This window comes from Caulobacter vibrioides (assembly GCF_002858865.1).
Taxonomy (GTDB): domain Bacteria; phylum Pseudomonadota; class Alphaproteobacteria; order Caulobacterales; family Caulobacteraceae; genus Caulobacter; species Caulobacter vibrioides.
On record NZ_PJRR01000005.1, the window covers coordinates 191,752 to 215,331 of the forward strand.

Genomic DNA, 23,580 nt, shown 5'->3' on the forward strand with positions numbered 1-23,580 from the left:
TCTCTGGCTTCAGCTTTCTTTTTCTAGCCGCCTCCAGCTTCATCGTCTTCCCGCACCGGCGAGGCCAGGACCTTCACCTTCTCGGCGACCGTCTTTAGTGTGCCGACACTTGGGTCTGCGATGGCGGCGGCGACCGCTACGCCCAGATCGATCACCTGCGCGATCCGCGTAACGAAATCCGATACCTTCTCGATCTGCTTGATCTGCTCTTGCGCCGCTTCGGTGGCCTTCGCGACATCCTTGAGCCCTTGAGCGACATCGTCGATGGCCGCGCCTGCCGCCTGGACGGCGAATGTCGTCGCAAGCGCGGACAAGCGTTGACGTTGGCTCGTCAGATACTGGTACTGCGCGTCCCATGCGGCCTGGCTTACAGGATCCGCCGCGCCTGGCCTGTCCGGTAGATGCACGAGCCGTTTTTGGACTTCGTTGGCCAGATCATCGGCAATCCTGGCCTGCTCCTTAAGGAAATCTCTCGCGCTCAAAGTGGTCATTTCGCACCCTCCGCTGCATAGGCCTTGGTGATGCCTTCCACTTTGTCATTGAGGTCTTTGGCGTCCTTGTAGAGCAGCTTCACGACTTCCTTGTCAGTCAGCCGCGATTTGGCGGAGTTAAGATCCTCAAGCGTCGTCTTCGCGCTGGCCAATGATTTCTTGTAGGCTTCAACCGCGTCGTACTTTCCCTTCAGCACCATCATCCGCCGGCAGTACTCCGCAGCCACCAAAAATTGCTGGCCGCTCAACTCGTAGGCGGGCGGGTTCGGACAAAGCGCCTGGATTTTGTCGCTCGCGACCTGCCGGCCGAAAATATAGTCCGAGAAGCGCGCTTCCTGTTCGCGGGCCTCGCCGTTGAGGACGATGACAATGTCATCCGCGACATGCTCGCGCAGGGCGTCTATGACCATGATAGCGGGCGGCGCGCCATCCTCTATCAAATTGCGGATAGCCCTCTCGCGTGCGGCGCGCGTCGCCCAACCCGTCAGAAGCTTGACGACGCCCGACACTGCCTTGGCCTGATCGGCGTTGATCTTCGGGATCTTAAGGGCAGACGCTTCAGCCGCCTCAAGCCCGGGCTGCACCGTGAAATTCTTGTCGGCGGCCACGTCGCCAAGCGCCTGGAAATACTGGGTCAGAATGCCATTGGCGTCGGTGATGCGCTTCACCACCTCCGGCGCGCCGTCGCATTTGACCAGCGCATTGAATTGCGCCTGGCGAACGCAGCCGTCGTTCAGGTCCTTTGCTGGTCCATTCCAACTCCGGGATGCCGAGACGAGACTGCCGGACGCCGTTTTGACGGCCTCAAGGTTGGTGCATGCGACCAACGTTAAGGCAAGCGGCAACGCCGCTAGAGCGCGAGGCTTCATGTAACACCCCCAGATAACACCGGTTTACAAGCTCACGCGCCTTACGTGTGGTCAATAGAAATTAACCAAATAATTGCGAGCCTCTTACGTTTGGTCAGCGCTCGAAGTAGGGGACGAACGCCCCCAACTGCGCCGAGGCTCCCGGAAGATGCAGGCCCTTGGTCCCGCGTATATGCACCGCTCTGCCCCCGGGTTCATGAACCGCCACAAAGTCGTTCTGGCAGAGCGCGCGCGGCGTCGCGCCGATCTCGCCCACCACGCCTTCACGCGGCAGCAACTGTGTCCCCTTGGCGGGGCGGTTCACGAACATCGTGCCGTCCGGCATGCGGAACAGGATGGCGGTGCGATCAATGACCCGGGTCTCGACCACTAGTCGGCGCGTGATGCAGGGCACCGGCTGGCCGGGCACGCGGCCATTCAGCTCCCTGATGAGACTGGCTTCACCGCGCAGATAGGCCTGGTCGGGGCTTTCGCCCGCCAGAGCCACCGCCGGCAGGACCAAGGCCACCGCGGCCGCGACGCCTGCGCCGAAGGAGAACTTCGTCATCGAAACCTTCCCTCCAAATGGGCGGGACAGGATATCCGGCCCAGCTCCAGGGAAACGATGGCGCCCCCCAGGATTGTCAAACTCGGCAACATAGCCCTCTGGTTCAGCGCCCGACGCCAGAGCCCGCTGCGCGAACATCCAGCCGGGATGACGACCGAAAGTGATTGCAGCGGGTTAAGTACGGGGCCCTAGCCAGCGGTGCCTCAGGGCCGCGTGTAGGGCGTGAACGCGCCTAGGCGTACTGCGGTCAAACCGCGGACGCCTTTGCCGCCTGGGCTGACCAGACCGACCCCGTCCCCCTGGCACAGCGCGCGGGGGCCGGTCCCGCCGAGTACGGCGTCCCGAGCCAGCCCTTGGGCGCCCATGATCGGGCGGCTCACATACACGGTTCCATCGCGCATGCGGTAGAGGATCGCCGTCCGCTCGACGACCCAGGTATCGCTGATCGTCCGGCCGACAATACAGCTGACCGGTTGCCCCGGCACGCGGCCGTTCAGCTCACGCGCCAGACTGGCCTCGCCGGCCGCCTTGCCATTGTCGGCCGCCAAAGCCGCCGACGCGAACGCAAAGGTCAGGACTGCGGCGCCGAAAGCGCTCCATTGGGTGCGTGTCATGGTCAGCGCTCGAAATAGGGGATGAACGGGCCCAACTGCGCCGAGGCTCCCGGACGCCGATAGCCCTTGCCGCCGGGATCGTAGACGACCGCCACGTCATTCTGACAGATCGCGGTCGGGATCGCGCCGATCTGACCGACCACGCCGTCATGTTGCAGCCAGCGCGTGCCGTTGATCGGGCGATTCACAAACATGGTGCCGTCCGGCATGCGAAACAGCAGGGCCGTGCGGTCAATGACCCGGGTCTCGACCACCAGGCGACGCGTGATGCAGGGGACGGGCTGTCCGGCCACGCGACCATTCAGCTCCTTCAGCAGGCTGGCTTCGCCCTTGGCGTAGATCTCCTTGGGCTTGTCATCGGCCAGGGAAGTCGTCGGCGAGAGGAAGATCATGACGCCGGCCAGGCCCGCGCCCAGGAACGATTTGACCATCACTGGTCTCTCCACATCGTCACGGCGAATGGTGATCGCCTTCAGCGCTTACGACGATGACATACAGCTCTGGATTGTCAATCGAGCCGGCGCGTCGCCCGCGGTCAGCGGCGGGGCCGGTCGTAGGGCGTAAACGCGCCCAGGCTGACGAAGCCCGCGTCGAACCGCGCGCCGGACTCCAGCAGGTTGACCGGATCGAAGCTGCACAGACGCGTGCCGACAGTGCGGGTCACCAACACCTGATCGCGTCGCAGGGACTCGGCGCCGACCCGGGGCCGGTTCACATACAGGCGTCCGCCCTGCAGGCGATAGACGATCGCGGTCTTGTCGACGATGTCGACGGTCTCGACGCCTCGGGAGTCGATGCAGTTGACCGGCGCGCCGGCGGTGCGTCCGTCCAGCATTTTCGCCAGGACCTGCTCGGGCGGCGGCTTGGGGTTCGCCGCGCTGGCCGCGCCGGCCACCGAGAGAGCCAGCATCGCCACCAGTCCGTTCAGCCTGTACCGCATGGACGTGATCTCCCTACTCCGCCGCGAGGGTCTCCGCGGCTTTCGCGGCCTGGATTTCGGCCGCCTTCTTCTCAACGAGGTCGACGATGTGATCGATCATCCCCTCGTTGGATTGTTTGTGGTCGGGCTTGCCGGCCATGTAGACCATGCCCGCCCCGGCGCCGCCGCCGGTGAAGCCGATGTCGGTCATCAGGGCCTCGCCCGGGCCGTTGACCACGCAGCCGATGATCGACAGCGACATGGGCGTGGAGATGTGGGCCAGACGCTCTTCCAGAGCCTCGACGGTCTTGATGACGTTGAAGCCCTGCCGCGCGCACGACGGGCAGGCGATGATGTTGACGCCCCGGTGGCGCAGGCCCAGCGACTTCAAGATATCGAAGCCGACCTTGATCTCTTCGACCGGATCGGCGGCCAGGCTGACGCGGATGGTGTCGCCGATGCCGGCCCACAGCATCGCGCCGATGCCGATGGCGCTCTTGACCGTGCCGGTGCGCGTGGCGCCGGCCTCGGTGACGCCCAGATGCAGCGGGCAGTCGATGGCCTCGGCCAGCTGGTAGTAGGCGGCCACGGTCATGAACGGGTCGGACGCCTTCACCGAGATCTTGAACTCGTGGAAGTCGTGGTCCTGCAGGATGCGGGCGTGGTTCAGGGCGCTCTCGACCATCGCGTCGGGGCACGGCTCGCCGTACTTTTCCAGCAGTTCGCGCTCCAGCGAGCCGGCGTTGACGCCGATGCGCATCGAGCAGCCGTGGTCGCGGGCGGCCTGGATCACGTCGCGCACGCGGTCGGGGCTGCCGATATTGCCCGGATTGATCCGCAGGCACGCCGCGCCGGCCTGGGCCGCCTCGATGCCGCGCTTGTAGTGGAAGTGGATGTCGGCCACGAGCGGGACCTTGGCCTCGCGGGCGATGGTCTTGAACGCCGCGGTGCTCTCCACGTCCGGGCAGCTGACGCGGACGATGTCGGCGCCGGCCTCCTCCAGCTGGCGGATCTGCTCCAGCGTCGCGGCGGCGTCGCTGGTCAGGGTGTTGGTCATCGACTGCACCGAGATCGGCGCGTCGCCGCCCACCTCGACGGAGCCGACGCGGATCTTGCGCGATTGCCGGCGCGTGATCATGCGCCAGGGACGGACGTGCGTGTGGTCTGCGGCCATGGCGCTAATTTAGAGGGTGTTGGGGCGGGATAGAAGGGGCTTCCCCATCCTTCTCCCCCCTGCGGGAGAAGGTGTCGCCGTCAGGCGACGGATGAGGGGTCGCGCTGAGGCGGCGGAGAGGGTCATCAACCCCTCATCCGACCGCTTCGCGGCCACCTTCTCCCGCAAGGGGAGAAGGACGTTAGCGCGCGTTCGGCGCCGTCGCCGCCACCACCGGCGCCGGTGCGGCCGGGATCAGCCTGGCCACCGCCGTCTGGTTCGAGGTCAGCCGGCCCGTCAGGCGGCCGTTGTAATAGACCTCGAACAGGGCCGGCTCGACCACGTCCAGGATCAGGCCGGGCGTGCGCGGGGCGCTGTAGGCGTCGCCGGCCGACAGCCAGCGGGTCATGTGGATGCCGCCGTCGGCGCGGCGGACGGTCAGGGCGCCGGCCTTGCGGGCCTGGATCAGAACGCCCGAGGCCTCAGCGGCGCCGGCGCCCAGCATCTGGCCCTTGGGCTTGAAGGGCGCGCCGATCACGACCTGGTTGGTGGTGTCGGTGATCCCGGCGGCGGCTTCGGCCTCGGCGCGCGCCTTGGCGGCCAGCTTGGCGGCGTCGACCGAGCCGCCGTTGGCGGCGGCGTCGTCGAGGCCGGGGGTCTTGTAGGGTTCGGGCGTGGTCGACTCGACCGGCGCGGGCAGCGGCGCGCCCAGCGACACCGAACCGCCAGGACCGACGGTCCCGCCGTGGGCGACGCGGACCTGGGCCGATTCCGGCGCGATCTGCGGCGGGGGCTCGTCCTTGGAAATGGCGCGCTGGGCGACGTTCCACAGCAGGATGGCGCCGACCACCAAAAGGCCGCCGGCGAAGATCAGCGCCAGGCGCGGATCACGCTCGCGCCGCACGCCGACCGGGGCGCGCAGTTCGGCCCCCTCGTCGGGCGCATCGTTCTTGAAGCGGGCCACGGCCGCTTCGGCGTCCAGGCCCAAGAGGCCGGCATAGGCGCGGACATAGCCGATGGTGAAGGGCCGTGAGGGCAGGTCGTCGAGGCGCATGTCCTCGAGGGCCTCGATATAGCTCTGGCGGATGCGGGTGCCGTCGGCGACGTCCTGGGTGGTCAGCCCGCGAAACTCGCGCGCGGCCTTCAGCGCCAGACCAATGTCTGCGCCATCCTCAAGCGAGGGTTGGCCCACGGCGATCGGCGCTTCGTCCGTATCGGCGTCGGCGACGAGGTGCAAACGCCTCACGTTCCCCGTATCCAGCGGCATAATCGGCTAAACGCCCCCGAAAATCGCGCTGCGCGCGAAGCGCGCCGCACTCCCCCACCCCGGTTATACGGAGTTCTTAATATGTGTTTGTGAATATCAAACTAAGTAGCGGGATTCAATGTACTAAACCGCGACACTTGGTTAACGGCCAAGCTTTTGTCAGACGGCGACGTAGAGCTTGCGCGCCAAGGTTTCGATCTCGCCGCGCAAGGATCCGCCGGAGCCCTTCAGCAGGGCCTCGACATTGCGGCGCGCGGCCTCGCGATCCAGCGACAAAACCATCTGCTTGACGGGCCCGATGCCGGCCGGCGGCATCGACAATCGATCAAAGCCCAGGGCCACCAGGGCGAAGGCCTCCAGCGGCCGGCCGGCCATCTCGCCGCAGACCGAGACCTGGGTGCCGGTGTCGGCGCAGGCCTGCTGGATCGTCTTCAGCGCCCGCAGCGCGGCCGGCGACAGCGGGTCATAGCGATCCGAGACGCGCGGATTGCCCCGGTCGGCCGCGAACATGTACTGCATCAGGTCGTTGGTGCCGACCGAGACGAAGTCGGTCATCGGCAGCAGAGCGTCCAGGTGCCACAGCAACGACGGCGCCTCGATCATGGCCCCCACGTCCAGGCGCGCCGGCGCCGGACGGCCGCGCTTCAGGGCCCAGGCCACTTCCTGGTCGACGAACGAACGGGCGGCGCGGAACTCGTCCACATTGGCCACCAGCGGGAACATGATCCGCAGCGGCCGACCGTTGGCGGCCTTGATCAGGGCGCGGATCTGCATGCGCAGCAGGGCCGGACGGTCCAGACCCATACGCACGGCGCGCCAGCCGAGCGCCGGGTTGTCCTCGCGCTCCAGCTCCATGTACGGCAGCAGCTTGTCGCCGCCGAGGTCGAGCGTGCGGAAGGTCACCGGCATGCCGTTGGCCGCGTCCAGCACCTTTTCGTAGAGCGCCGTCTGGGCCTCCAGGCGCGGCAGCTCCTCGGCCACCATGAACTGGAACTCGGTGCGGAACAGGCCGATGCCCTCGGCCCCCGTCTCGCCCAGGATGTCGAGATCGACGGCGAGGCCGGCATTCATCAACAGCGTGACCTTGGAGCCGTCCTTGGTGATCGGCGGGGTGTCGCGCAGGCGGGCGAACTCGGCCTTGCGCTGGGCGCGGACCTCCATCCGGGCCTTCAGCGCCTTGACCACGTCCGGACGCGGCCGCAGCCAGGCTTCCTGGGTCTCGGCGTCGACGACGACGGGGTCGCCCTCGTTGACCCGATCGCGCAGGCCCACCAGGCGCCCGACGCACGGGATGTCGAGCGCGCGGGCCACGATGCCGGCGTGGCTGGCGGCGCTGCCCTCTTCCAGCAGGATGCCCTTCAGCTTGGTGCGGTCGTATTCCAGGAGATCGGCGGGACCCAGGTTCCGGGCGATCAGGATGGCGTCCTCGGGCAGCTGGCGCACATGGTGCACGTCGCCCGACAGGTGCCGCAGCAGCCGGTCGTTCAGGTCTTCCAGGTCATGCAGCCGCTCGCGCAGATAGGGATCGCGGGCCTGGCCCAAGCGTGCGCGGTGCTCGGAACGCACGCGCTCGACGGCCGCCTCGGCGGTCAGGCCCGAGCGCACCGCCTCCTGCAGCGAACGGTTCCAGCCCCGGTCGTGGGCGAACAGGCGGTAGGTCTCCAGCACCTCATACGAGGCGCCGACCAGGCCGTGCTGGCCTTCCAGCATCTGGTCGATCTGGGTCTGCAGCGCCTCGATGGCGTAGGTCAGCCGCGCTTCCTCGGCCAGGGCGTCGTCGGACAGCAGGGTCTCGGGCGCGACCGGCTGCTCGTGCAGCACCGCCACGCCATAGGCCAGGCCCTCGGCGAAGCGCGAGCCCTTCAGGCGCTCGGGCTTGTGCGGCGCCAGCTCGACGTCCTTCAGCTCGTCGGCGCCCAGCAGCTCGCTGGAGCTGACCATCTCGGCCAGCACCATGGCGATGATCTGGAGGTCCTCGACCTCCTCCTCGTCATAGTTGCGCTCGGTGCGGTTCTGGACGACCAGCACGCCGATGGCACGCCCGCCGCGCAGCAGCGGCACGGCCAGGAAGGCGTGGTAGGGATCTTCGCCGGTTTCCGGACGGTACGAGAACGACGGGTGGCTGGCGGCGTCCGACAGGTTCAGCGGCCGGCCCAGGCGCATGGTCTCGCCGACCAGGCCCTCGCCCGGCTTCAGGCGCGTGACGTGGACGGCCTCGCGGGCCAGACCCTCGGTGGCGAAGAGTTCGAGATCACCCGAGGCGCGGCGCAGATAGATCGAGCAGACCTCGGCCACCATCGAGATGGCGATGGTGCGCACCACCACGTCCAGCTTGCCCTGGGCGGGACCCGCGCCGGCCATGGCCTCGCGGATCTGCCGCAACAGGCTGCGTGGTCCTCGAACGGCGATGCCGGATGCCGCCATGACGCCTGTACGCGCTCCCTATCCCTAAGAGACTTCCTAACCCAGCGTCGGACGCCAAGGGTTAAGACGGCTCTTACCTCCAGGTTGGGGCTACAGCAGATTTCGCCCGGGGACCAGTCGCGGTCGTCAACCGAACGATGATTAGGTGCGCGCTCACGAAAAAGCGCCGCCCGGAGGGGAACCGGACGGCGCAGTCTGGCGCGCTGGCGGAGGGATCAAGACGCCGGCGGCTTTGGAACGACTACGAAAGCCGTTGATCGGTGTTGTAGGCCTGCGGGGCTGAACGCGGTGGGGACAGGGCGTTCAGGTGGGGTTTAGGTTCTGGGGCCTTTGCACATTCAATCCCCCGACCTCCCCGGCGAACGCCGGGGTCCAGATCGAGCCCGCTGAGGTCGCGGGTCTGAATGAGGCTGTGGGCGGGCCAACCCCACCTGTTCCGGATGAATCTGGGCCCCGGCATTCGCCGGGGAGGTCGGACTATGGGGTGGTTGCGGGCTTAGCCCCACCCGCCCGATGCAACCGCGCCGACCACAGCACCCCGGCCAGCATCAGCGCCATGGCCACGCTCTCCAGGCTGCGCGGCCAGCGGCCCTCGTGCAGGAAGCCGTACAGCAGGGCGAACACCGTCTCGAACACGATCAGCTGGCCCGACAGCGACAGCGGCAACAGGCGGCTGGCGGCGTTCCAAAGGCCGTTGCCGATCACCGAGGCCCCGATGGCGACGGCGAAGCTGACGCCCCAGAACAGACCCCAGGCGCCGGCCGCATGGGTCTTGCCGTCGAACGCGAAGGCGGGGACCACGATGACCAGCGAGAGCAGGCCCGTAGCGACGCCGGTCAGCAGCGACCACTCGTGGCTGTTGAATTTGGGTGTGGCGGCCAGGCGCCGGGCGTTCCACACGGCGTAGGCGGTCCAGACGGCCAGCGCCAGCAGCGCGCCCAGCAGGCCGACCAGCGTCTTGGACATGCCCGCCCGCCCGGCGGTGGCGAAGGCGTCCAGATTGATGCACACCCCGCCGGCGACGATCAGGGTCAGGGGCCAGACCAGGCGCCTGAGCGGCGTGCCCTCCCCCGCTTTCGCCCCGACCAGGGTGATGGTCACGGGCAACAGGCCGATGACCAGCGAGGCCAAGGCCACGCCCGCGCTCTGCACCGCGACCGCCAGACCCACATAGTAGATCAGGTTGCCCAGCAGGCTGAGCAGCAGGAGGTCGCGCCAGTCGCGGCCGTCCATCCGCGCCATGACCGCCTTCCAGCTGGGCGCCAGCAGCACGGCCGCCGCCAGGCCATAGGCCAGGTACCGCCCCGCCGTGGCCTGCAGCGGCGTGAAGTCCGCCAGCACCTTCGGCGCCAGGAACACCCCGCCCCAGAAGGCGCCGGCGATGACGCCGCACAGGAGGCCAAGCAGGAGGTTGCGGGAGGGGGTCATGATCGCCGCATAGCAGTCCGCCGCCGGCTTGGCTTGGGCCGACCGCGCCGCACAACCGGGTTTCAGACCGTTCGACCGGTCGCTAAGCTTCCCGCGACGATATGGGGGCAGGAGACGTTCAATGACGGTTGGAGCGCTGACGCGCAGGGTCGCGGCGCTGATGGCGTCTTTGGCGTTTCTGGCGACCGCCGCGAGCGCGCACGCCGCCTGCGCCGTCGGCGCGCCGGGGGCGACCATGAGCGTGGACGCCGGCGGGACGGGCCGGCCGTTCCTGCTGCGGCGTCCGGCCATCACCGACGCGCCGGCGCCCTTGCTGATCCTGCTGCACGGCAGCGGCGGCGACGGCGGGAAGATGCTGGCCGCCTCCGGGCTGGAAGCGACCGCCGAGCGTCACGGCTTCCTGGTGGCCGCGCCCACCGCCGCCATTCCCGCCGGCAAGGGCTTCGCCTGGAACATTCCGGGCGTGCCGACCGTGACCGGCAAGATCCCCGACGCCTCGGACGCCGACGACGTGGCCTATCTGGCGGCGCTGGTCGACGGGCTTGTGGCGCAGGGCTGCGTCGAGCCCGCCCGCGTCTATGTCACCGGCCTGTCAGGCGGCGGGCGCATGGCCTCTTGGCTGGGCTGCGTGGCGGCGGACCGCTATGGCGCCATCGCGCCGGTGGTGGGGCTGCGCGCGGGCAATCCGCGCCCCGACAAGCCCGACGAGCCCGATCCGGCCTCGTGCCGGCCCGACCGTCCGATGCCGGTGATCGCCTTCGCGGGCGACAGGGATACGACCAATCCCACCCAGGGCGGCGGCGCGGGCTACTGGCAGTACACGATGCATGCGGCCGAGCAGCGCTGGGCGGCGCTGAACGGCTGCCAGGACCCGCCGACCACGCAATGGGTCGCTCCGAGCGTTTATGAAGAACGCTATTCCGGCTGTCGGGACAACGCCGACGTGGTGGGCCGCATGACCGTCGGCGGCGGCCACACCTGGCTCGCCGACAACGACGCCCTGTGGGCCTTCGTCTCGCGCTATCGGCGGGACGGCCGCTAAGCGGCGCAACTCACCGAACGCCGGTTCGCCACGCTAGCGTCACGATTCGTCGCGAGCTTGCCGCCTCGATTCGCCCCCTTGGAGACGCGCATGATCGCCGCCCTGCTGACCGCCCTCGCCTTGCAAGCCGCCCCGCCCCCGGCGCTGGATCCGGCGACCGTCAAGGCGGTGGAGGCGGTGGCCTTTGACTATGTCGACGGCCAGCTGGAAGGCGACACCGCCCGCGTGACCCGCGCCCTGCACCCGGATCTGGCCAAGCGCGCCGTCCGCGCCAAGCCCGACCCCGACGAGGTCCTGGCCCTGCGCCGGATGAGCCGCGACGAGCTGATCGACCTGACGCGGCAAGGCGCCTTGAAGACCCCGCGCGATCAGTGGGACCGCACCGTCCGCGTGCTGGACGTGGCCGGCAATGTGGCGATCGCGCGCGTGGAAACGCCGTGGTTCGTCGACCATCTCAGCCTGGGCCGGTTCGGCGAGCGCTGGGTGATCGTCAATGCGCTCTGGTACCCCAAGCCGAGGCCCGCGGCGAAGTAGCGTTCAGGCCGGCGCCAGGGTCTTCAGGCGGCGCACCGCCACGGCCACGCGCATCGAGGCGTCATGGAACTTGGACCCGACGTCGATCATATCGGCGGCGCGCTGGAAGTCGCGGCGATTGATGGCGCCCGCCACCTCGCCGGCGGCCTCGTGGAAGTCACGGTGGGCTTCGACGCATTGCAGATAGGTCTTGTCGCCGGCCAGCTTGCTGCGCGCCTCGCCGTGCAGCCAGTGGCCCAGGACGCAGATCTTGTCGGAGCAGGCGCGCTGGGCGTCCACGGTGCTGTGGGTCGCCAGGGCGATCCGGAAGTTCACTTTCCAGTCGGCGTGGGCGGCGATGGCGGCGTCGAAATCCATGGCTTACTCGTGCTCAAAATTCACTGAGCGGCGAATATTCCAGGTGTGCTTGTCGACGGGTAATCAGGCAGTGTTAACGCCTCCCCTCGCGCACCCTTAAGGGAGTGTCTGCGAGAGGGCGCGGTCAGCCGTGGCCGGGCGTCGCCAGGTGATCGTCGGCGTCGGCGACCAGACGGCGGGCCTGTTCGAGGGCCGCGTCGATATCGTTCTCGATGAACTCGACCTCGAGGTCGGTCAGCGGGTGCGGGGCGGCGATGACCTTGCGCAGGTAGTCGCGCTTTTCCAGCGGGGTCATGGTCCACCAGCCGACCGTGTGGCCTTCCTCGATGACCGCGTCGCCCATGGCCAGCAGGTCGTCGGTGTCGAAGATCGGCTGGCCGGGCTTTTCGGGGAACCACTGGCCGTCGTCCGGCAGGGCCTGATCCAGTTGCCGCAGCAGGGCCGCCAGCCACGGGCTGATCAGCAGCGGCTTCTCGTAGCCGTCGCCGAACTTGGCGCGCAGCAAAAGATCGTAGAGCAGCTCCAGGCCCGCATCACCGTGGAAGGTGACGGTCTTGGCGTCGGGGTCGAACTTGAAGACGTCGGGCATGGGGGCTTCTTGCAGGGCTCTTGGGCTGAAGCCCTCATAACGTCCGAACGCGACGTTTTCTTGCAGGGGCGTTGCGTCCTTCGAGGCGCGCTCAGGAGCGCGCACCTCAGGATGAGGAAAGCTCTATGCTGTGTCCCTCATCCTGAGGTGCCCGCACAGCGGGCCTCGAAGGACGCTAGACCTTAAAGCTGATCCAGCCCGTACACCGCGTGCAGCGCGCGCACCGCCAGTTCGGTATAGGCCGCGTCGATCAGGACGCTGATCTTGATCTCCGAGGTCGAGATGACCTGGATGTTGATGTTCTTCTCGGCCAGGGCCTGGAACATCGATTGGGCCACGCCCGCGTGCGAGCGCATGCCCACCCCGATCACCGACACCTTGGCGACGTCCTCGTTGACGGCGACGGCCTCGAAGCCGATCTCCTTCTGGGCGGCCTGGACGATCTCGACGGCGCGCGTGGCGTCACGCTTGCCGACGGTGAACTCCATGTTGGCGGTGTCGGCGCTGCGGGCGCGCGACTGCACGATCATGTCGACGTTGACATTGGCCTCGGCGAGGCGGCCGAAGATCTGCGAGGACACGCCCGGGTGATCGGGCAGGCCCAGCAGGGTGATCTTGGCTTCGTCGCGGCTGTAGGCGACGCCCGAGACGATGCGCTTTTCCATGATTTCTTCCTCGTCGCAGACGATCGTACCTTGGCCCGGGGCTTCGCCCGGTTCGACGAAACTGGACAGCACCCGCACCGGGACGCGATGGGCCATGGCCATCTCGACCGAGCGGGTCTGCAGAACCTTGGCCCCCAGCGAGGCCATTTCGAGCATTTCTTCGTAGGAGATCTTGGCCAGGCGCTTGGCCTTGCTCTCGATCCGCGGGTCGGTGGTGTAGACCCCGTCCACGTCGGTGTAGATGTCACAGTCGCCCTTGACGGCGGCGGCGATGGCCACGGCGCTGGTGTCCGAGCCGCCCCGGCCCAGGGTGGTGATGCGGCGCTTGGGCGTCACGCCCTGGAAGCCGGCGATCACGGCGATCTCGCCGTTGGCGAAGCATTCCTCGAGGTTCTCCGGCGGGATCTCCTCGATCCGCGCGCGGCCGTGGGCCTCATCGGTCAGGATCGGCACCTGCCAGCCCAGGAACGAGCGGGCCTTGTGGCCCATGTTGCGCAGGGTCATGGCCAGCAGGCCGGCGGTCACCTGCTCGCCCGAGGCGACGACGGCGTCGTACTCGTCGTCAGATTCCGGAAGACCGGCCGCGGCGCGGCCCGCGCCGTCGGTCCAGGCGACCAGCTCATTGGTCTTGCCCGACATGGCCGAGACGACCACCGCCACTTGCTTACCCGTGGCGACCTCGGCGGCGACCAGGCGCGCCACACGGCGGATGCGCTCCAGGTCGGCCACCGACGTGCCGCCGAACTTCATCACCAGACGTGACACGTCCTTGGTACCTCGACACTTGGTTATTTCTTGCGCCCGCGCGGCGGGAACCCTCCCTCTCGCGCAAGCGATGCGCCTTCTAGCGAGCCGATGGCGCAACGGCAATGTCGCGGGGATGTCTTTTTTGACGGGATGAGGCCCTCGCCTTGACTCCCCACACAACCTACCTGACTATCTATCATCCGTTTCCCACGCCGGAGGACGTCATGTCGCCCGAGCTCGCGAAAACCCTGGCGGGCTGCAAGACGGTCGCCGCCAAGATCCGGGCCCTGGACGCGGCCGGCTATCCGCGCGCCGAGATCGCCCGCCTGCTGGGCAAGCGCTACCAGCATGTCAGGAACGTGCTGGAGGAGCCGGGGCCGCCCCAACTGGCCGCCATGGACCCTTCCTCCATGGCGATGGAGGGCATGGCCGAGGCCGACGCGTCCTTCTTTCAGTACACGCCGCCGCACACCTATTTCCTGAGTGTCGGCGCCAACGGATCGGTAGTCCTGCCCCCCGAGGTGCTGAAGGCTTTGGGCGCGCGGCCAGGGGGTCTGATCATCGCCGACCTCGACGATGAGCGCTTCACCCTGGTCAGCGGCAAGACCGGCATCCAGCTCATGAAGGCGCGGCTGGCGCAGCCGCCACCGCCTGGGGCGCTGATGTCGGAATCACTGATCGAGGATCGCCGACGTGAAGCGGCGATCGAGACGCTCGAGGCTCAGATGGACGAAGCCCAGATGGACGAAGCCGGGCTTCGTCGTGGCGACTAGGGTGGTGGTCGACGCCTCGGCCGTCCTGGCCGTGGTCTTTCAGGAAAGGGGCCGGGAATCCGTCGCCCCCGCTCTGCCCGGCGCTTCGATCAGCGCGGTCAATCTCGCCGAGGTGATGTCGAAGATGCTGGATCGCGGCCTGTCACCCGAGCAGATCGACCGCCAAGTGGACGAGCTTTCGCTCGCCGTGGCGGATTTCGATCGTGACCTGGCCATGCAGGCCGCCCTTCTGCGTAAGACCACGAGCCACAGAGGCCTCTCCCTGGGCGATCGCGCCTGTCTGGCTCTGGCGATGCGCGAGAAGCGGCCCGTCCTGACCGCCGATACGGCTTGGTCTGATCTGGACCTGCCGGTGGAAGTCGTGCTGATACGCTGACCATGACACAAGCCGCCTCCGCCGCCCCCTCCTGGAGCATCGACCCCGCCGACGTGGCGCGGTTCTCGGCCATCGCGGCCGAGTGGTGGGACCCCAAGGGCAAGTTCGCGCCGCTGCATGTGTTCAACCCTTGCCGCCTGGCCTTCATCCGTGAGCAGGCCCTGGCGCGGTTCGATCGCGACGGCGCGGCGCGCGCGCCGTTCGAGGGCCTCACCCTGCTCGACATCGGCTGCGGCGGCGGGCTGCTGAGCGAGCCGATGGCGCGGCTGGGCTTTTCGGTCACCGCGATCGACGCCTCGGAAAAGAACATCAAGACCGCCGCCACCCACGCGTCCGAACAGGGGCTCGAGATCGGCTATCGCCCCGCCACCGCCGAGCAGCTGCTGGCCGAGGGCGCGGGACCGTTCGACGTGGTCCTGACCATGGAGGTGATCGAGCACGTCGCCGATCCGGGCGAGTTCCTGCGCACCTGTTCGCGCCTGCTCAAGCCCGGCGGGATTATGTTCGTCGCCACCCTGAACCGCACGCTCAAGGCCCTGGCCCTGGCCAAGATCGGCGCCGAATACGTGCTGCGCTGGGTGCCGCCGGGCACCCACGACTGGAAGCAGTTCCTGAAACCCGAAGAGCTGCGCGCCTTTCTCGCCGGCGAGCCGGTGGCGATGCAGGGCCCGTTCGGCGTGGCCTACAACCCGCTGACAGGCCGCTGGAGCCGGTCGAGCGACACCGACATCAACTACATGATGACGGTCACGAAGGACTGAGGACGCCCCGCTTCGCCGCGCTGGGCGGAAAGCCGAACGCCAGGGAGAACGCCTCGCTGAAGGCCGTGCGGCTCTGGTAACCCGCCTTGACCGCCGCCTGATCGATGGACAGGCCGCCGGCGATCTCCACGAGGCTTTCCGACAGGACCGCCAGCCGCCGCCAATGCGCGGGCGACAGGCCGCATTCGGCCTGAAACAGCCGCTCGGCCGTTCGACGGCTGAGCCCGGCGCGGGCGCATAACGCCTCAAGGCGAACATGGGCCTCGGCCGGCGAGAAGAACATCCGGGCCAGCCTCTGCGCGCGCGGATCCGCCGGCTGCAGCAACGCCACCGGCGTGGGCGCATCGAACCGGATCTCGCCCCGGATCAGGGTTCCCAGACAGCGGTCATAGTCGACCCGCTCGTCGAGCGCGCCCTGATCACAGACCCGCAGGATGGCCTCATGCAGCAGGCCGCTGACCGGAACGACGCCCGCGCCCTGTTCCGGGTCCGCCTGATCCGGTCGGAAGTACAGCGTTCGCAGTTGCAGACGCGACGACATCGAAAAGCGGTGCGGCGTCCGCGCGGGAATCCACAGGCCGCGCCGCGTCGGGACGATCCAGTGGCGGCCGTCGATCTCGGCCCGGATCGCGCCTCTGCGGGCGTAGAGAAACTGCGGCCAGGCATGCGTGTGGCTTTCCTCGCGTCCCCCTGCCGCATAGTCGACGGCGAGCGACCGCATGAAGAGATAGGGCTCGTCGGCTCGGTCCAGTCTCTGTCGCATGATCCGACAGAAATGACGGCTCTCGGCGTAGGCGACAAGGGCGGCGCATGCCACGGTCACGTCAAGGAGATCACGCCATGCCCAACAAACTGGCTCATTTCGCGATCGAGGCCGACGATGTCGACCGCGCCCTCGGCTTCTACCAGACCGTCTTCGGCTGGCGGTTCTCGCCCTGGGGGCCGCCCGGCTTCTATCTGATCGATGGCGCGGGCGTACACGCGGCCCTGCAGCAACGCCGCGAACCGCCGCCGGCCGGCCGCAAGGGCTTCGAGTGCTCGTTTGCGGTCAGCGACATCGATGCGACCAGCGCCCTGATCGAAGCGGCCGGCGGCCGGCTTCTGGGTCCCAAACATGCGATCCCGACCGTGTGCGAGCTTCGCCAGTTCGCCGACACCGAAGGCAATGAGGCGATCATCTGCCAGTACGCGCCAGAGCGCTTGAAGGAGATGGGCCTGTCCGAATAGAGCGTTCTTCGATCCGATCACCGGCTCACACTGATCGGAGAACGCTCCGGGCACATGGCCAAAGCCGCTGGCGGACGCGCCCGGTCCAGGGCGCCATAGCGCAGCGTCAGCAGTCTTCGCGCAGGGTCGCCTTGCCTGCCGCCCCACATCAGGCTCAATAGCCGCCGCTGAGTTGTGCTTTTGGGGGCGGCGTTGACGGAAGCCTTGGTTGTTCGCGGGTTGAACAAGACGTTCGCCAAGCCTGCGGTGTCGGACCTGGACCTGACGGTCCGGGCGGGCGAGCTCTATGCGCTGCTGGGCCCCAACGGCGCGGGCAAGACCACCACCTTGCGGATGGTCGCCGGCCTGACCCAGCCCGACGCGGGCGAGATCGCCATCTTCGGCGTCGATGCGCGCAAGGACCCGGCGGGCGCCAAGGCCCTGCTGGCCTGGGCCCCCGACGAGGCGATGATCTACGACAAGCTGACGCCGCTGGAATATCTGGAGTTCGTCGCCGGGCTCTGGAACATCAATCCCCGCACCGCCAAGGCCAAGGCCGAGGAGCTACTGGCCACCCTGGGCCTGGCGTCCGAGGCGCGCCGCCGCTGCGAAGGCTTCTCGCGCGGCATGAAGCAGAAGGTCGCCCTGGCCGGCGCCCTGATCCACGATCCCAAGCTCTTGATCCTGGACGAGCCCCTGACCGGTCTGGACGCCGCCGCCGCGCGTCTGGTCAAGGATATGCTGCAGGCCCGCGTCGATGCGGGCGGCACGGTGATCCTGACCACCCACATTCTGGACGTCGCCGAGCGCATGGCCGACCGCATCGGCATCATCGCCGGCGGCCGTCTGCTGGCCGAGGGCACGCTGGACGAGCTGCGCAGCCGGGCCGGCGAGGCCAGCGGCCGCACGCTGGAAGACGTCTTCCTGCAACTGACGGCCGAGGCCGCCGCGTGAGCCTGCCGTTCAAGCCGGCCAGCACGCCCTGGCTCCTGGCCCACGAGATGCGCCTGGCCTGGCGCGGCGTCTCGGGGGAAAAAAAGGCGACGGGCGTCGGCACGATCATCACCTTCGCCATCCTGGGGGCCGTCGTCCTGGCGGGCGGGGTGTTCCTGGCCCTGGCGACCCGGGGCCATGAGGTTCCGATCACGCCGTTCACGGTGATCATCGTCGACCTGGTGCTGGCGGTGATCCTGACCCTGATGCTGGCCAACACCCTGGCGGCCGCCGCCAATGCGCTTTACGAGCGCGGCGATCTGGACTTGCTGTTCTCCTCGCCCCTGTCGCCGCGCAAGGTGCTGTTCGTCCGGGCGATGGGCCTGGCGGTGGGCGCCGGCTTCTGGTTCGTGCTGCCGGCGGTGCTGGTGCTGACGCCGTCGCTGTTCATGGGCCATCCGCACTGGGCGGGCGTGTTCGGGGTGCTGGTCGCTGCGGCGCTGGGCGCGTCGGGGATCGGCCTGCTACTGGCCATGGCGCTGTTCGCCCTAATCGGACCGCGCCGCACCCGCACCGTGGCCCAGGTCCTGGCGGCGCTGATCGGCGCGGCCTTCTTCCTGGCCAGCCAGTATCGCACCCTGATGGGCGAGGACGCCTCCGAAAGCCTGTTTGCGCGCATCGCCCTGGACGTGCGGGACGGCCGCATCCAGCCGCCGCCGTTCGCCGACCTGCCGCTGCGCGCGGCGGTGGGCGAGCCGATCCCGCTGCTGATCCTGATGGCGATCGGCCTTGGCCTGTTCCTGTTCGCGGCCCGGGTGTTGGGCAAACGCTTCGCCGACGCGGCCGCCGCCACGCAAGGGGCCGAGACCCGCAAGGCGGCCAAGGGGCCGGTCGGGGCCTTCGCCGCCGGGGCGTTCCAGGCCACGCTGCGCAAAGAGCTGCGCCTGGTCAGCCGCGACGCCGCGCTGCTGTCGCAGGTGCTGCTGCGCGTTCTTTACATGGTGCCCATCGCCTTCGTGATGGTGCGCGGCGCCGAGAGCTTGCCCGCCTGGGCTCTGGCGGGGCCGGCGGCGGCGGTCACCTTCCTGGCCGGCCAGGTGACGGGGAGCCTGATCTGGATCACCGTCTCGGCCGAGGACACGCCCGACCTTCTGGCCATCTCCCCCCCCCCCATGCGCGTGCTGAACCGCGCCAAGCTGGCCGCCGCCCTGATCCCGGTGGCCGGACTGCTGATCGTCCCCATCGCGGCCCTGACCTGGTACGCCCCGCTGGCCGGGCTGTGGACGGCGCTCGGCGCGGCGCTGTGCGCCTGGACGGCGGGTCTGATCGGCGTCTGGCATCAGAAACCCGGCAAGCGGGCGGACTTCAAGCAGCGTCGCGGCGGCTCGTTCCTGGTGGGCTTCGCCGAGCTGGTGATCGCCAGCCTGATCGGCGGGGCGACGGCGATGGCCGTGGCCGGGCTGCTGGTCTGGGCGGTGATCCCGCTGATCGTCGCCGGCGCGCTGATGATGGCCCTGCGGCGCACCGACGAGCAGATCGCCGCCGCCCTGCGCGCAGCCTCGGCGGCCTCGAACTAGAGCATTTTCCGATCTGTTTGGATCGGAGAAATGCTCTAGCCCTTTGTATTGACGCATTTTCTGACGACGAACCGGATCCACTTCGTCGGAAAATGCTCTGGGGCTGCAAACTCGACGCCGCGCTTGCGGCCCCTGGGTCCCGGATAGCCTCTGCGAGGCGTCCGGGATGACACCGCTTGAGGTCGGTGTTTCGTGGCTCTGAAGCCTAAGCCTCCAGCAGCGCCCGGATACGGCAGACCACGCCTTCGGGCTGGAAGTCGATCACGGCCGCCCCGGCCAGTTCGGCGGCCAGACCTCGCTCGATCAGGCGCGAGCCGAAGCCTCGCCTCTGCGGCGGCGTCACGGGCGGTCCGCCGCGCTCGGTCCAGGTCAGATCCAGGCGCGGCGCGCCCGGCTCGGGCGCCATGTCCCAGACGATGCGGACGACACCCTCCGGAACGGACAAGGCCCCGTACTTCACAGCGTTGGTCGCCAGCTCGTGCAGAGCCATGGACAGCGACAAGGCGGTCTTGGGCGACAGGCGGATCGCCACGCCGCTCAGCTCGAAGCGGGCGTCGCCGCCGTGCAGGGCGGCCACGCGCGCGGCGACGTCGTGCATCTCCGCGCCTTCCCAGTTCTCGCGGGTCAGCAGATCGTGCGCCTCGGCCAGGGCGACGATGCGGTTGGAGAAGGCCTCTTTGGCCTCGTCCATGTCGCGCTGGCCGTTGAAGCTCTGCGCGGCGATGGCCTGGATCGTCGCCAGGCTGTTCTTGACCCGGTGGTTCAGCTCATTGACCAGCAGGCGCAGGTGCAGTTCGGCGCGCTTGCGCTCGGTGATGTTGACGACCGCCCCCAGGAAACGCCGAGGTCTGCCCTCGTTGTCGAAGGAAACCTCGCCCTTGGCCGAGAGCCAGCGCTCGACATGGTCGTCGCGCCCGTTCACCCGGAACTCGATGGCGTAGTCCGCCCGGATCGCCGGGTCGAGCGCGCGCGCGACGGCCTCCTGAACCCGCACAACGTCCGCCGGGTGCGTGAACGGCATCAATGTCTCGTGCGTGACCGGCTCGCCCGGCGTCACGCCGAACATCGCGTAGCAGCGGTCCGACAGGCGAACCTCGCCCGTCTCCAGATCGTGGTCCCAGGTGCCGACATCGGCCGCGTCGATGGCCAGACGCAGGGTTTCCTCCTGGCGGACCAGCCGATCGACGGCCTCGCGACGATCGGTGACGTCCGAGACCACGCCGACAAACCGCGTGCAGACCCCGTCCTCGAAGAAGGCCTGACCGAACACCTCGATCCAGCGCAGCACGCCGTCATTGGCGCGCCGAATCCGATAGTCGAGGTTGATCGTGCCTGATCCGCCGGGATCGGTGGCCGCCACCATGGCGTCCCGAACCGTCTCGCGGTCGTCGGGGTGCACCAGCGACAAGAAGCGGGCGGTGCTGGGCGGCTCGTGCTCGGTAAGGCCGAAGATCGCCCGCGCGCGCGCGTCCCAGTGGCGTTGGTTGACACTGGGCCGCAACACCCAGCGTCCCAGACCCGCCGCCTGGGCGGCAAGGTCCAGGTCGACGCGCGCGGCCGCCAGTTCGGCCTCGGCCTTTTTCCGCTCGGTGACGTCAATGATGACGCCGGTGTTGCGGGCCGGTTGGCCGTCGGCGTCCAGATACGCCTTGCCGCGCGTGTAGACCCAGCGGATCGAGCCGTCCGCCTGGATCAGCCGGTATTCCTCGGAAAACGCCTCACCGTTCGCGGCGGACGACTGAGCGATAGCGCGGATACGGTCACGGTCGTCGGGATGCAGCGCAGGCAGGAAGGCCTGCACCGGCAAGCCTCTCTCGGCCAGGGCGGGGTCGACATTGTGCAGCTCGGCGTAGCGCGCGTCGGCATAGACCTTGTCGGCCTTCATGTCCCATTCCCAGGCCCCGACCACCCCGGCCACTTCCCGGGCCATCTGGTAGCGTTCCTGGGTGGCGCGCAGGGTTTGCTCGGCCTTGACCGACTGGGAAATCTCGACGGCCGCCACCAGCACGCCGCCGATGCCGTTAGGGGCGGTCTCGTCCGGCACGGGGCTGTAGTTGACGGTGAAATAGGCGGCTTCCAGCACGCCGTTGTTCAGCACCTTCAGGGGCAGGCGCTCAAAGGCGAAACCGCCGCTGGTCCCGGTGAGAATGTCCTGGTGCAGCTCGCGCAGCGCGGCCTGAAACTCCGGCGTCGTGTCGTAGAAGCTCTGGCCCAGGGCGCTGGGATGGCGCTCGTGCAGGGCCGGCGCATAGCCGTCGTTATAGATGAGGACCAGTTCGGGCCCCCAGCGCAGGGCCATAGGGAAATTGCTGGCCAGGACGATGTCGGTCGCCAGTCGCAACGCCGGCGACCAGTCCTCACGCGGGCCCAGGGGCGTCTTGGACCAGTCGAACGCCCGCACGCGCGCGGCCATCTCGCCGCCCACGATCTTGGTTACAGAAGGCGTGGCTCGCTGGCCGCCCTCGCCCATTCGCTAGATCCCCCATCCGGCTCCCCGACCGGGCTTAGCCGCAAGGTGACCCTATAGTTCAGGCGGATTCAAGCGTCGCCTTGGCGAAACCGCGCGGCGAACGGGCGAAGAGAGCCTCTTCGCCCGGCCACTACAACCTATTGTTTATATTATAAATTAGTCGATAGGCGACCAGCGCTTCTCGGCCGTGGCCGACTGGCGCTTGGGACCGCGGAACTCGTTCTGGCCGGGACCGGCCTTCTGGCCCGGCTTGGCGCCGGCCTTGCCCTGTCCGGGGCCGCGACCTTGCGCCTTCTGAGCGCCTTCGGCGCGACCGCCGCCGCCGCCGCCGCCGTTGCGGTTACGCTTGCGGCGCAGTTCCGACGGGACGTTGTTGCGCGGGTCGGCCTTGCGCGGGTCGACATACTTCTCGGCCGGGACCAGCTTGTCGGCGACGGCGGCGGCGGCGGCCAGCTGCTTGTCGTTGCGACGGTCGAAGGACGGGATCGTCTGGCGGGTGGCCTTCTGGATGTCCTTCAGCAGGTTACGCTCGTCATCGGCGCAGAAGCTGATGGCGATGCCGTCCTTGCCCTTGCGGGCGGTGCGGCCGATCCGGTGGACATAGGCCTCCGGCACGTTGGGCAGCTCGTAGTTGATCACGTGGCTGACGTCGTTGACGTCGATGCCGCGCGCGGCGATGTCGGTGGCCACGAGAGCCCGCATCTCACCGGCCTTGAAGGCCGCGAGCGCGCGTTCGCGCTGACCCTGCGTCTTGTCGCCGTGGATCGAGGCGGCCTCGATGCCGGCCGCGTTCAGATACTTGGCCACCCGGTCGGCGCCGCGCTTGGTGCGGGTGAAGACGATGGTGCGCGAGAAGCTCGTGTCGGCGAACAGCTCGGCCAGCAGCGGACGCTTGCGCTGGGCCTCGATGAACAGCACGCGCTGGTCGATGCGCTCGACCGTGGTCGCTTGCGGCGCCACCGAGACCTGCACCGGGTTGTTCAGCAGCTCACCGGCCAGCTTGCCGATCTCGCTCGGCATAGTGGCCGAGAAGAACAGGTTCTGGCGGTTCTTGGTCAGCTGGGCGGCGATCTTGCGGATCGGCACCACGAAGCCCAGGTCCAGCATCTGGTCGGCTTCGTCGAGCACGAAGATCTCGGTGCCCGAGACGATGGCCGACTTCTCGGCCATGTGGTCCATCAGGCGGCCAGGGGTGGCGACCAGCACGTCGATGCCGCCGGCCAGAGCCTTCATCTGCGGGCCGTACTTGACGCCGCCATAGATGGTGTGGACCGACAGGCCCATGTGGACGGCGTAGGCCTTGAAGTTCTCGGCGATCTGGGTGGCCAGTTCGCGGGTCGGGGAAAGGACCAGGCAGCGGCAGCCGCGGCGCGGCGCGGGCTTACGATCCTCGGCCAGGCGTTGCAGGATCGGCAGGGCGAAGGCGGCGGTCTTGCCGGTGCCCGTCTGGGCGATGCCCAACAGGTCCTTGCCTTGCAGCACCACCGGAATGGCCTGGGCCTGGATCGGGGTCGGTTCCTTGTAGCCCTTTTCAGCAAGCGCCTTCAGCAGCGGCTTGGCCAGGCCAAGGTCGGAAAATTGAGTCACGTGTGTTGTGTCTTTCGTGCGCCGAAAGGCAGCCCATGCGTTTCTCGCACGGCTGGCCTGTCGGCTATCGTTCGGGGGAGCGCCCCGCGTGCACGGGCGATCGGGTGAGAAAAGCTCTCAAGGCGCTCGACAGGCTGGTCCGAAAACGGACCCTCACGCGGCTGGAGCGCCAATAGCGCCGGAGTGGCGCGGGGTCCGTATCGGTTATCCTAGCGGGAAAGTCAAGTTTTGCGCTTCAGCCGGAGGTTGCT

General features: G+C 68.2%; 24 protein-coding genes. 8 read left to right on the forward strand and 16 right to left on the reverse strand.

Annotation, left to right across the window (positions count from 1 at the left end):
- Positions 1-23: 23 nt before the first annotated feature.
- The 10 genes from CVUC_RS02425 to CVUC_RS02475 form a co-directional block, all read right to left on the reverse strand.
- Complete coding sequence (locus CVUC_RS02425) at positions 24-491, reverse strand: hypothetical protein (protein WP_096032661.1); 468 nt, start codon at positions 489-491, stop codon at positions 24-26.
- Positions 488-1,360 carry a hypothetical protein gene (locus CVUC_RS02430; protein ID WP_125469917.1) on the reverse strand — a complete coding sequence of 291 codons (873 nt, stop codon included), beginning with the start codon at positions 1,358-1,360 and terminating at the stop codon, positions 488-490. Before CVUC_RS02430 ends, CVUC_RS02425 begins: the two co-directional genes overlap by 4 nt.
- Positions 1,361-1,454: 94 nt before the next feature.
- Positions 1,455-1,907, reverse strand: coding sequence for a hypothetical protein (locus tag CVUC_RS02435; protein ID WP_096032659.1), 453 nt, complete (start codon positions 1,905-1,907; stop codon positions 1,455-1,457).
- 203 nt (positions 1,908-2,110) lie between these two features.
- The gene (locus tag CVUC_RS02440; protein ID WP_096032658.1) at positions 2,111-2,521 is read right to left on the reverse strand and encodes a hypothetical protein; all 411 of its coding nucleotides are present in this window, start codon (positions 2,519-2,521) and stop codon (positions 2,111-2,113) included.
- A gap of 2 nt (positions 2,522-2,523) precedes the next feature.
- Entirely contained in the window at positions 2,524-2,952 is a 429-nt protein-coding gene (locus CVUC_RS02445) for a hypothetical protein (RefSeq protein ID WP_096032657.1), read from the reverse strand.
- A 104-nt stretch (positions 2,953-3,056) separates the two neighbouring features.
- Complete coding sequence (locus CVUC_RS02450) at positions 3,057-3,461, reverse strand: hypothetical protein (RefSeq protein WP_096032656.1); 405 nt, start codon at positions 3,459-3,461, stop codon at positions 3,057-3,059.
- A 13-nt stretch (positions 3,462-3,474) separates the two neighbouring features.
- Positions 3,475-4,614: a flavodoxin-dependent (E)-4-hydroxy-3-methylbut-2-enyl-diphosphate synthase gene (gene ispG, locus CVUC_RS02455; RefSeq protein WP_096032655.1), complete on the reverse strand. Its 1,140-nt coding sequence runs from the start codon at positions 4,612-4,614 to the stop codon at positions 3,475-3,477.
- Between the two features lie 181 nt (positions 4,615-4,795).
- Positions 4,796-5,860 carry a helix-turn-helix domain-containing protein gene (locus CVUC_RS02460; protein ID WP_096032654.1) on the reverse strand — a complete coding sequence of 355 codons (1,065 nt, stop codon included), beginning with the start codon at positions 5,858-5,860 and terminating at the stop codon, positions 4,796-4,798.
- A 159-nt stretch (positions 5,861-6,019) separates the two neighbouring features.
- Positions 6,020-8,284: a phosphoenolpyruvate--protein phosphotransferase gene (ptsP, locus tag CVUC_RS02465; protein ID WP_010918734.1), complete on the reverse strand. Its 2,265-nt coding sequence runs from the start codon at positions 8,282-8,284 to the stop codon at positions 6,020-6,022.
- Positions 8,285-8,761: 477 nt separating this feature from the next.
- Positions 8,762-9,712: a DMT family transporter gene (locus CVUC_RS02475; protein ID WP_096032653.1), complete on the reverse strand. Its 951-nt coding sequence runs from the start codon at positions 9,710-9,712 to the stop codon at positions 8,762-8,764.
- A 121-nt stretch (positions 9,713-9,833) separates the two neighbouring features.
- On the opposite strand from CVUC_RS02475, the gene CVUC_RS02480 reads away from it, so the two are divergent.
- Both CVUC_RS02480 and CVUC_RS02485 read left to right on the forward strand, forming a co-directional pair.
- Positions 9,834-10,754 (forward strand): alpha/beta hydrolase family esterase, encoded by a 921-nt coding sequence (locus CVUC_RS02480; protein ID WP_164468078.1) that lies wholly within the window; start codon positions 9,834-9,836, stop codon positions 10,752-10,754.
- Between the two features lie 90 nt (positions 10,755-10,844).
- Positions 10,845-11,288 carry a nuclear transport factor 2 family protein gene (locus CVUC_RS02485; protein WP_096032651.1) on the forward strand — a complete coding sequence of 148 codons (444 nt, stop codon included), beginning with the start codon at positions 10,845-10,847 and terminating at the stop codon, positions 11,286-11,288.
- Between the two features lie 3 nt (positions 11,289-11,291).
- On the opposite strand, the gene CVUC_RS02490 is transcribed toward CVUC_RS02485, so the two are convergent.
- The 3 genes from CVUC_RS02490 to CVUC_RS02500 form a co-directional block, all read right to left on the reverse strand.
- Positions 11,292-11,645, reverse strand: a complete 354-nt coding sequence (locus tag CVUC_RS02490; protein ID WP_010918730.1) for a CZB domain-containing protein — start codon at positions 11,643-11,645, stop codon at positions 11,292-11,294.
- 124 nt (positions 11,646-11,769) lie between these two features.
- Entirely contained in the window at positions 11,770-12,234 is a 465-nt protein-coding gene (locus CVUC_RS02495) for a hypothetical protein (RefSeq protein WP_010918729.1), read from the reverse strand.
- A gap of 182 nt (positions 12,235-12,416) precedes the next feature.
- Complete coding sequence (locus CVUC_RS02500; RefSeq protein WP_096032650.1) at positions 12,417-13,664, reverse strand: aspartate kinase; 1,248 nt, start codon at positions 13,662-13,664, stop codon at positions 12,417-12,419.
- Between the two features lie 206 nt (positions 13,665-13,870).
- Here CVUC_RS02500 and CVUC_RS02505 point away from each other — a divergent pair, with 206 nt between their 5' ends.
- From CVUC_RS02505 to ubiG, 3 genes are read left to right on the forward strand one after another with little or no spacing between them, the layout of a single operon-like run.
- Positions 13,871-14,419, forward strand: coding sequence for an AbrB/MazE/SpoVT family DNA-binding domain-containing protein (locus CVUC_RS02505; RefSeq protein ID WP_096032649.1), 549 nt, complete (start codon positions 13,871-13,873; stop codon positions 14,417-14,419).
- Entirely contained in the window at positions 14,409-14,795 is a 387-nt protein-coding gene (locus CVUC_RS02510) for a type II toxin-antitoxin system VapC family toxin (protein WP_096032648.1), read from the forward strand. The genes CVUC_RS02505 and CVUC_RS02510 overlap by 11 nt, the downstream gene beginning before the upstream one ends.
- Positions 14,796-14,797: 2 nt before the next feature.
- A complete protein-coding gene (ubiG, locus tag CVUC_RS02515) occupies positions 14,798-15,556 on the forward strand; it encodes a bifunctional 2-polyprenyl-6-hydroxyphenol methylase/3-demethylubiquinol 3-O-methyltransferase UbiG (protein ID WP_096032647.1) in 759 nt (252 codons plus the stop codon).
- Here ubiG and CVUC_RS02520 read toward each other — a convergent pair.
- Entirely contained in the window at positions 15,543-16,277 is a 735-nt protein-coding gene (locus CVUC_RS02520) for an AraC family transcriptional regulator (protein ID WP_164512722.1), read from the reverse strand. The two genes, ubiG and CVUC_RS02520, sit on opposite strands and share 14 nt — an antisense overlap.
- 119 nt (positions 16,278-16,396) lie before the next feature.
- Between CVUC_RS02520 and CVUC_RS02525 the strand changes: the two genes are divergently transcribed.
- The 3 genes from CVUC_RS02525 (at position 16,397) to CVUC_RS02535 (ending at position 19,272) form a co-directional block, all read left to right on the forward strand.
- A complete protein-coding gene (locus CVUC_RS02525) occupies positions 16,397-16,783 on the forward strand; it encodes a VOC family protein (RefSeq protein ID WP_096032645.1) in 387 nt (128 codons plus the stop codon).
- Positions 16,784-16,963: 180 nt separating this feature from the next.
- Positions 16,964-17,716, forward strand: coding sequence for an ABC transporter ATP-binding protein (locus CVUC_RS02530; protein ID WP_096032644.1), 753 nt, complete (start codon positions 16,964-16,966; stop codon positions 17,714-17,716).
- Positions 17,713-19,272, forward strand: a complete 1,560-nt coding sequence (locus tag CVUC_RS02535; protein WP_101685780.1) for a hypothetical protein — start codon at positions 17,713-17,715, stop codon at positions 19,270-19,272. The genes CVUC_RS02530 and CVUC_RS02535 overlap by 4 nt, the downstream gene beginning before the upstream one ends.
- 205 nt (positions 19,273-19,477) lie before the next feature.
- Here the strand turns inward: CVUC_RS02535 and CVUC_RS02540 are convergent, their stop codons facing one another.
- Both CVUC_RS02540 and CVUC_RS02545 read right to left on the reverse strand, forming a co-directional pair.
- Positions 19,478-21,742: a PAS domain-containing protein gene (locus tag CVUC_RS02540; protein WP_096032643.1), complete on the reverse strand. Its 2,265-nt coding sequence runs from the start codon at positions 21,740-21,742 to the stop codon at positions 19,478-19,480.
- A 156-nt stretch (positions 21,743-21,898) separates the two neighbouring features.
- Positions 21,899-23,329, reverse strand: coding sequence for a DEAD/DEAH box helicase (locus CVUC_RS02545; RefSeq protein WP_010918720.1), 1,431 nt, complete (start codon positions 23,327-23,329; stop codon positions 21,899-21,901).
- Positions 23,330-23,580 lie beyond the last annotated feature (251 nt).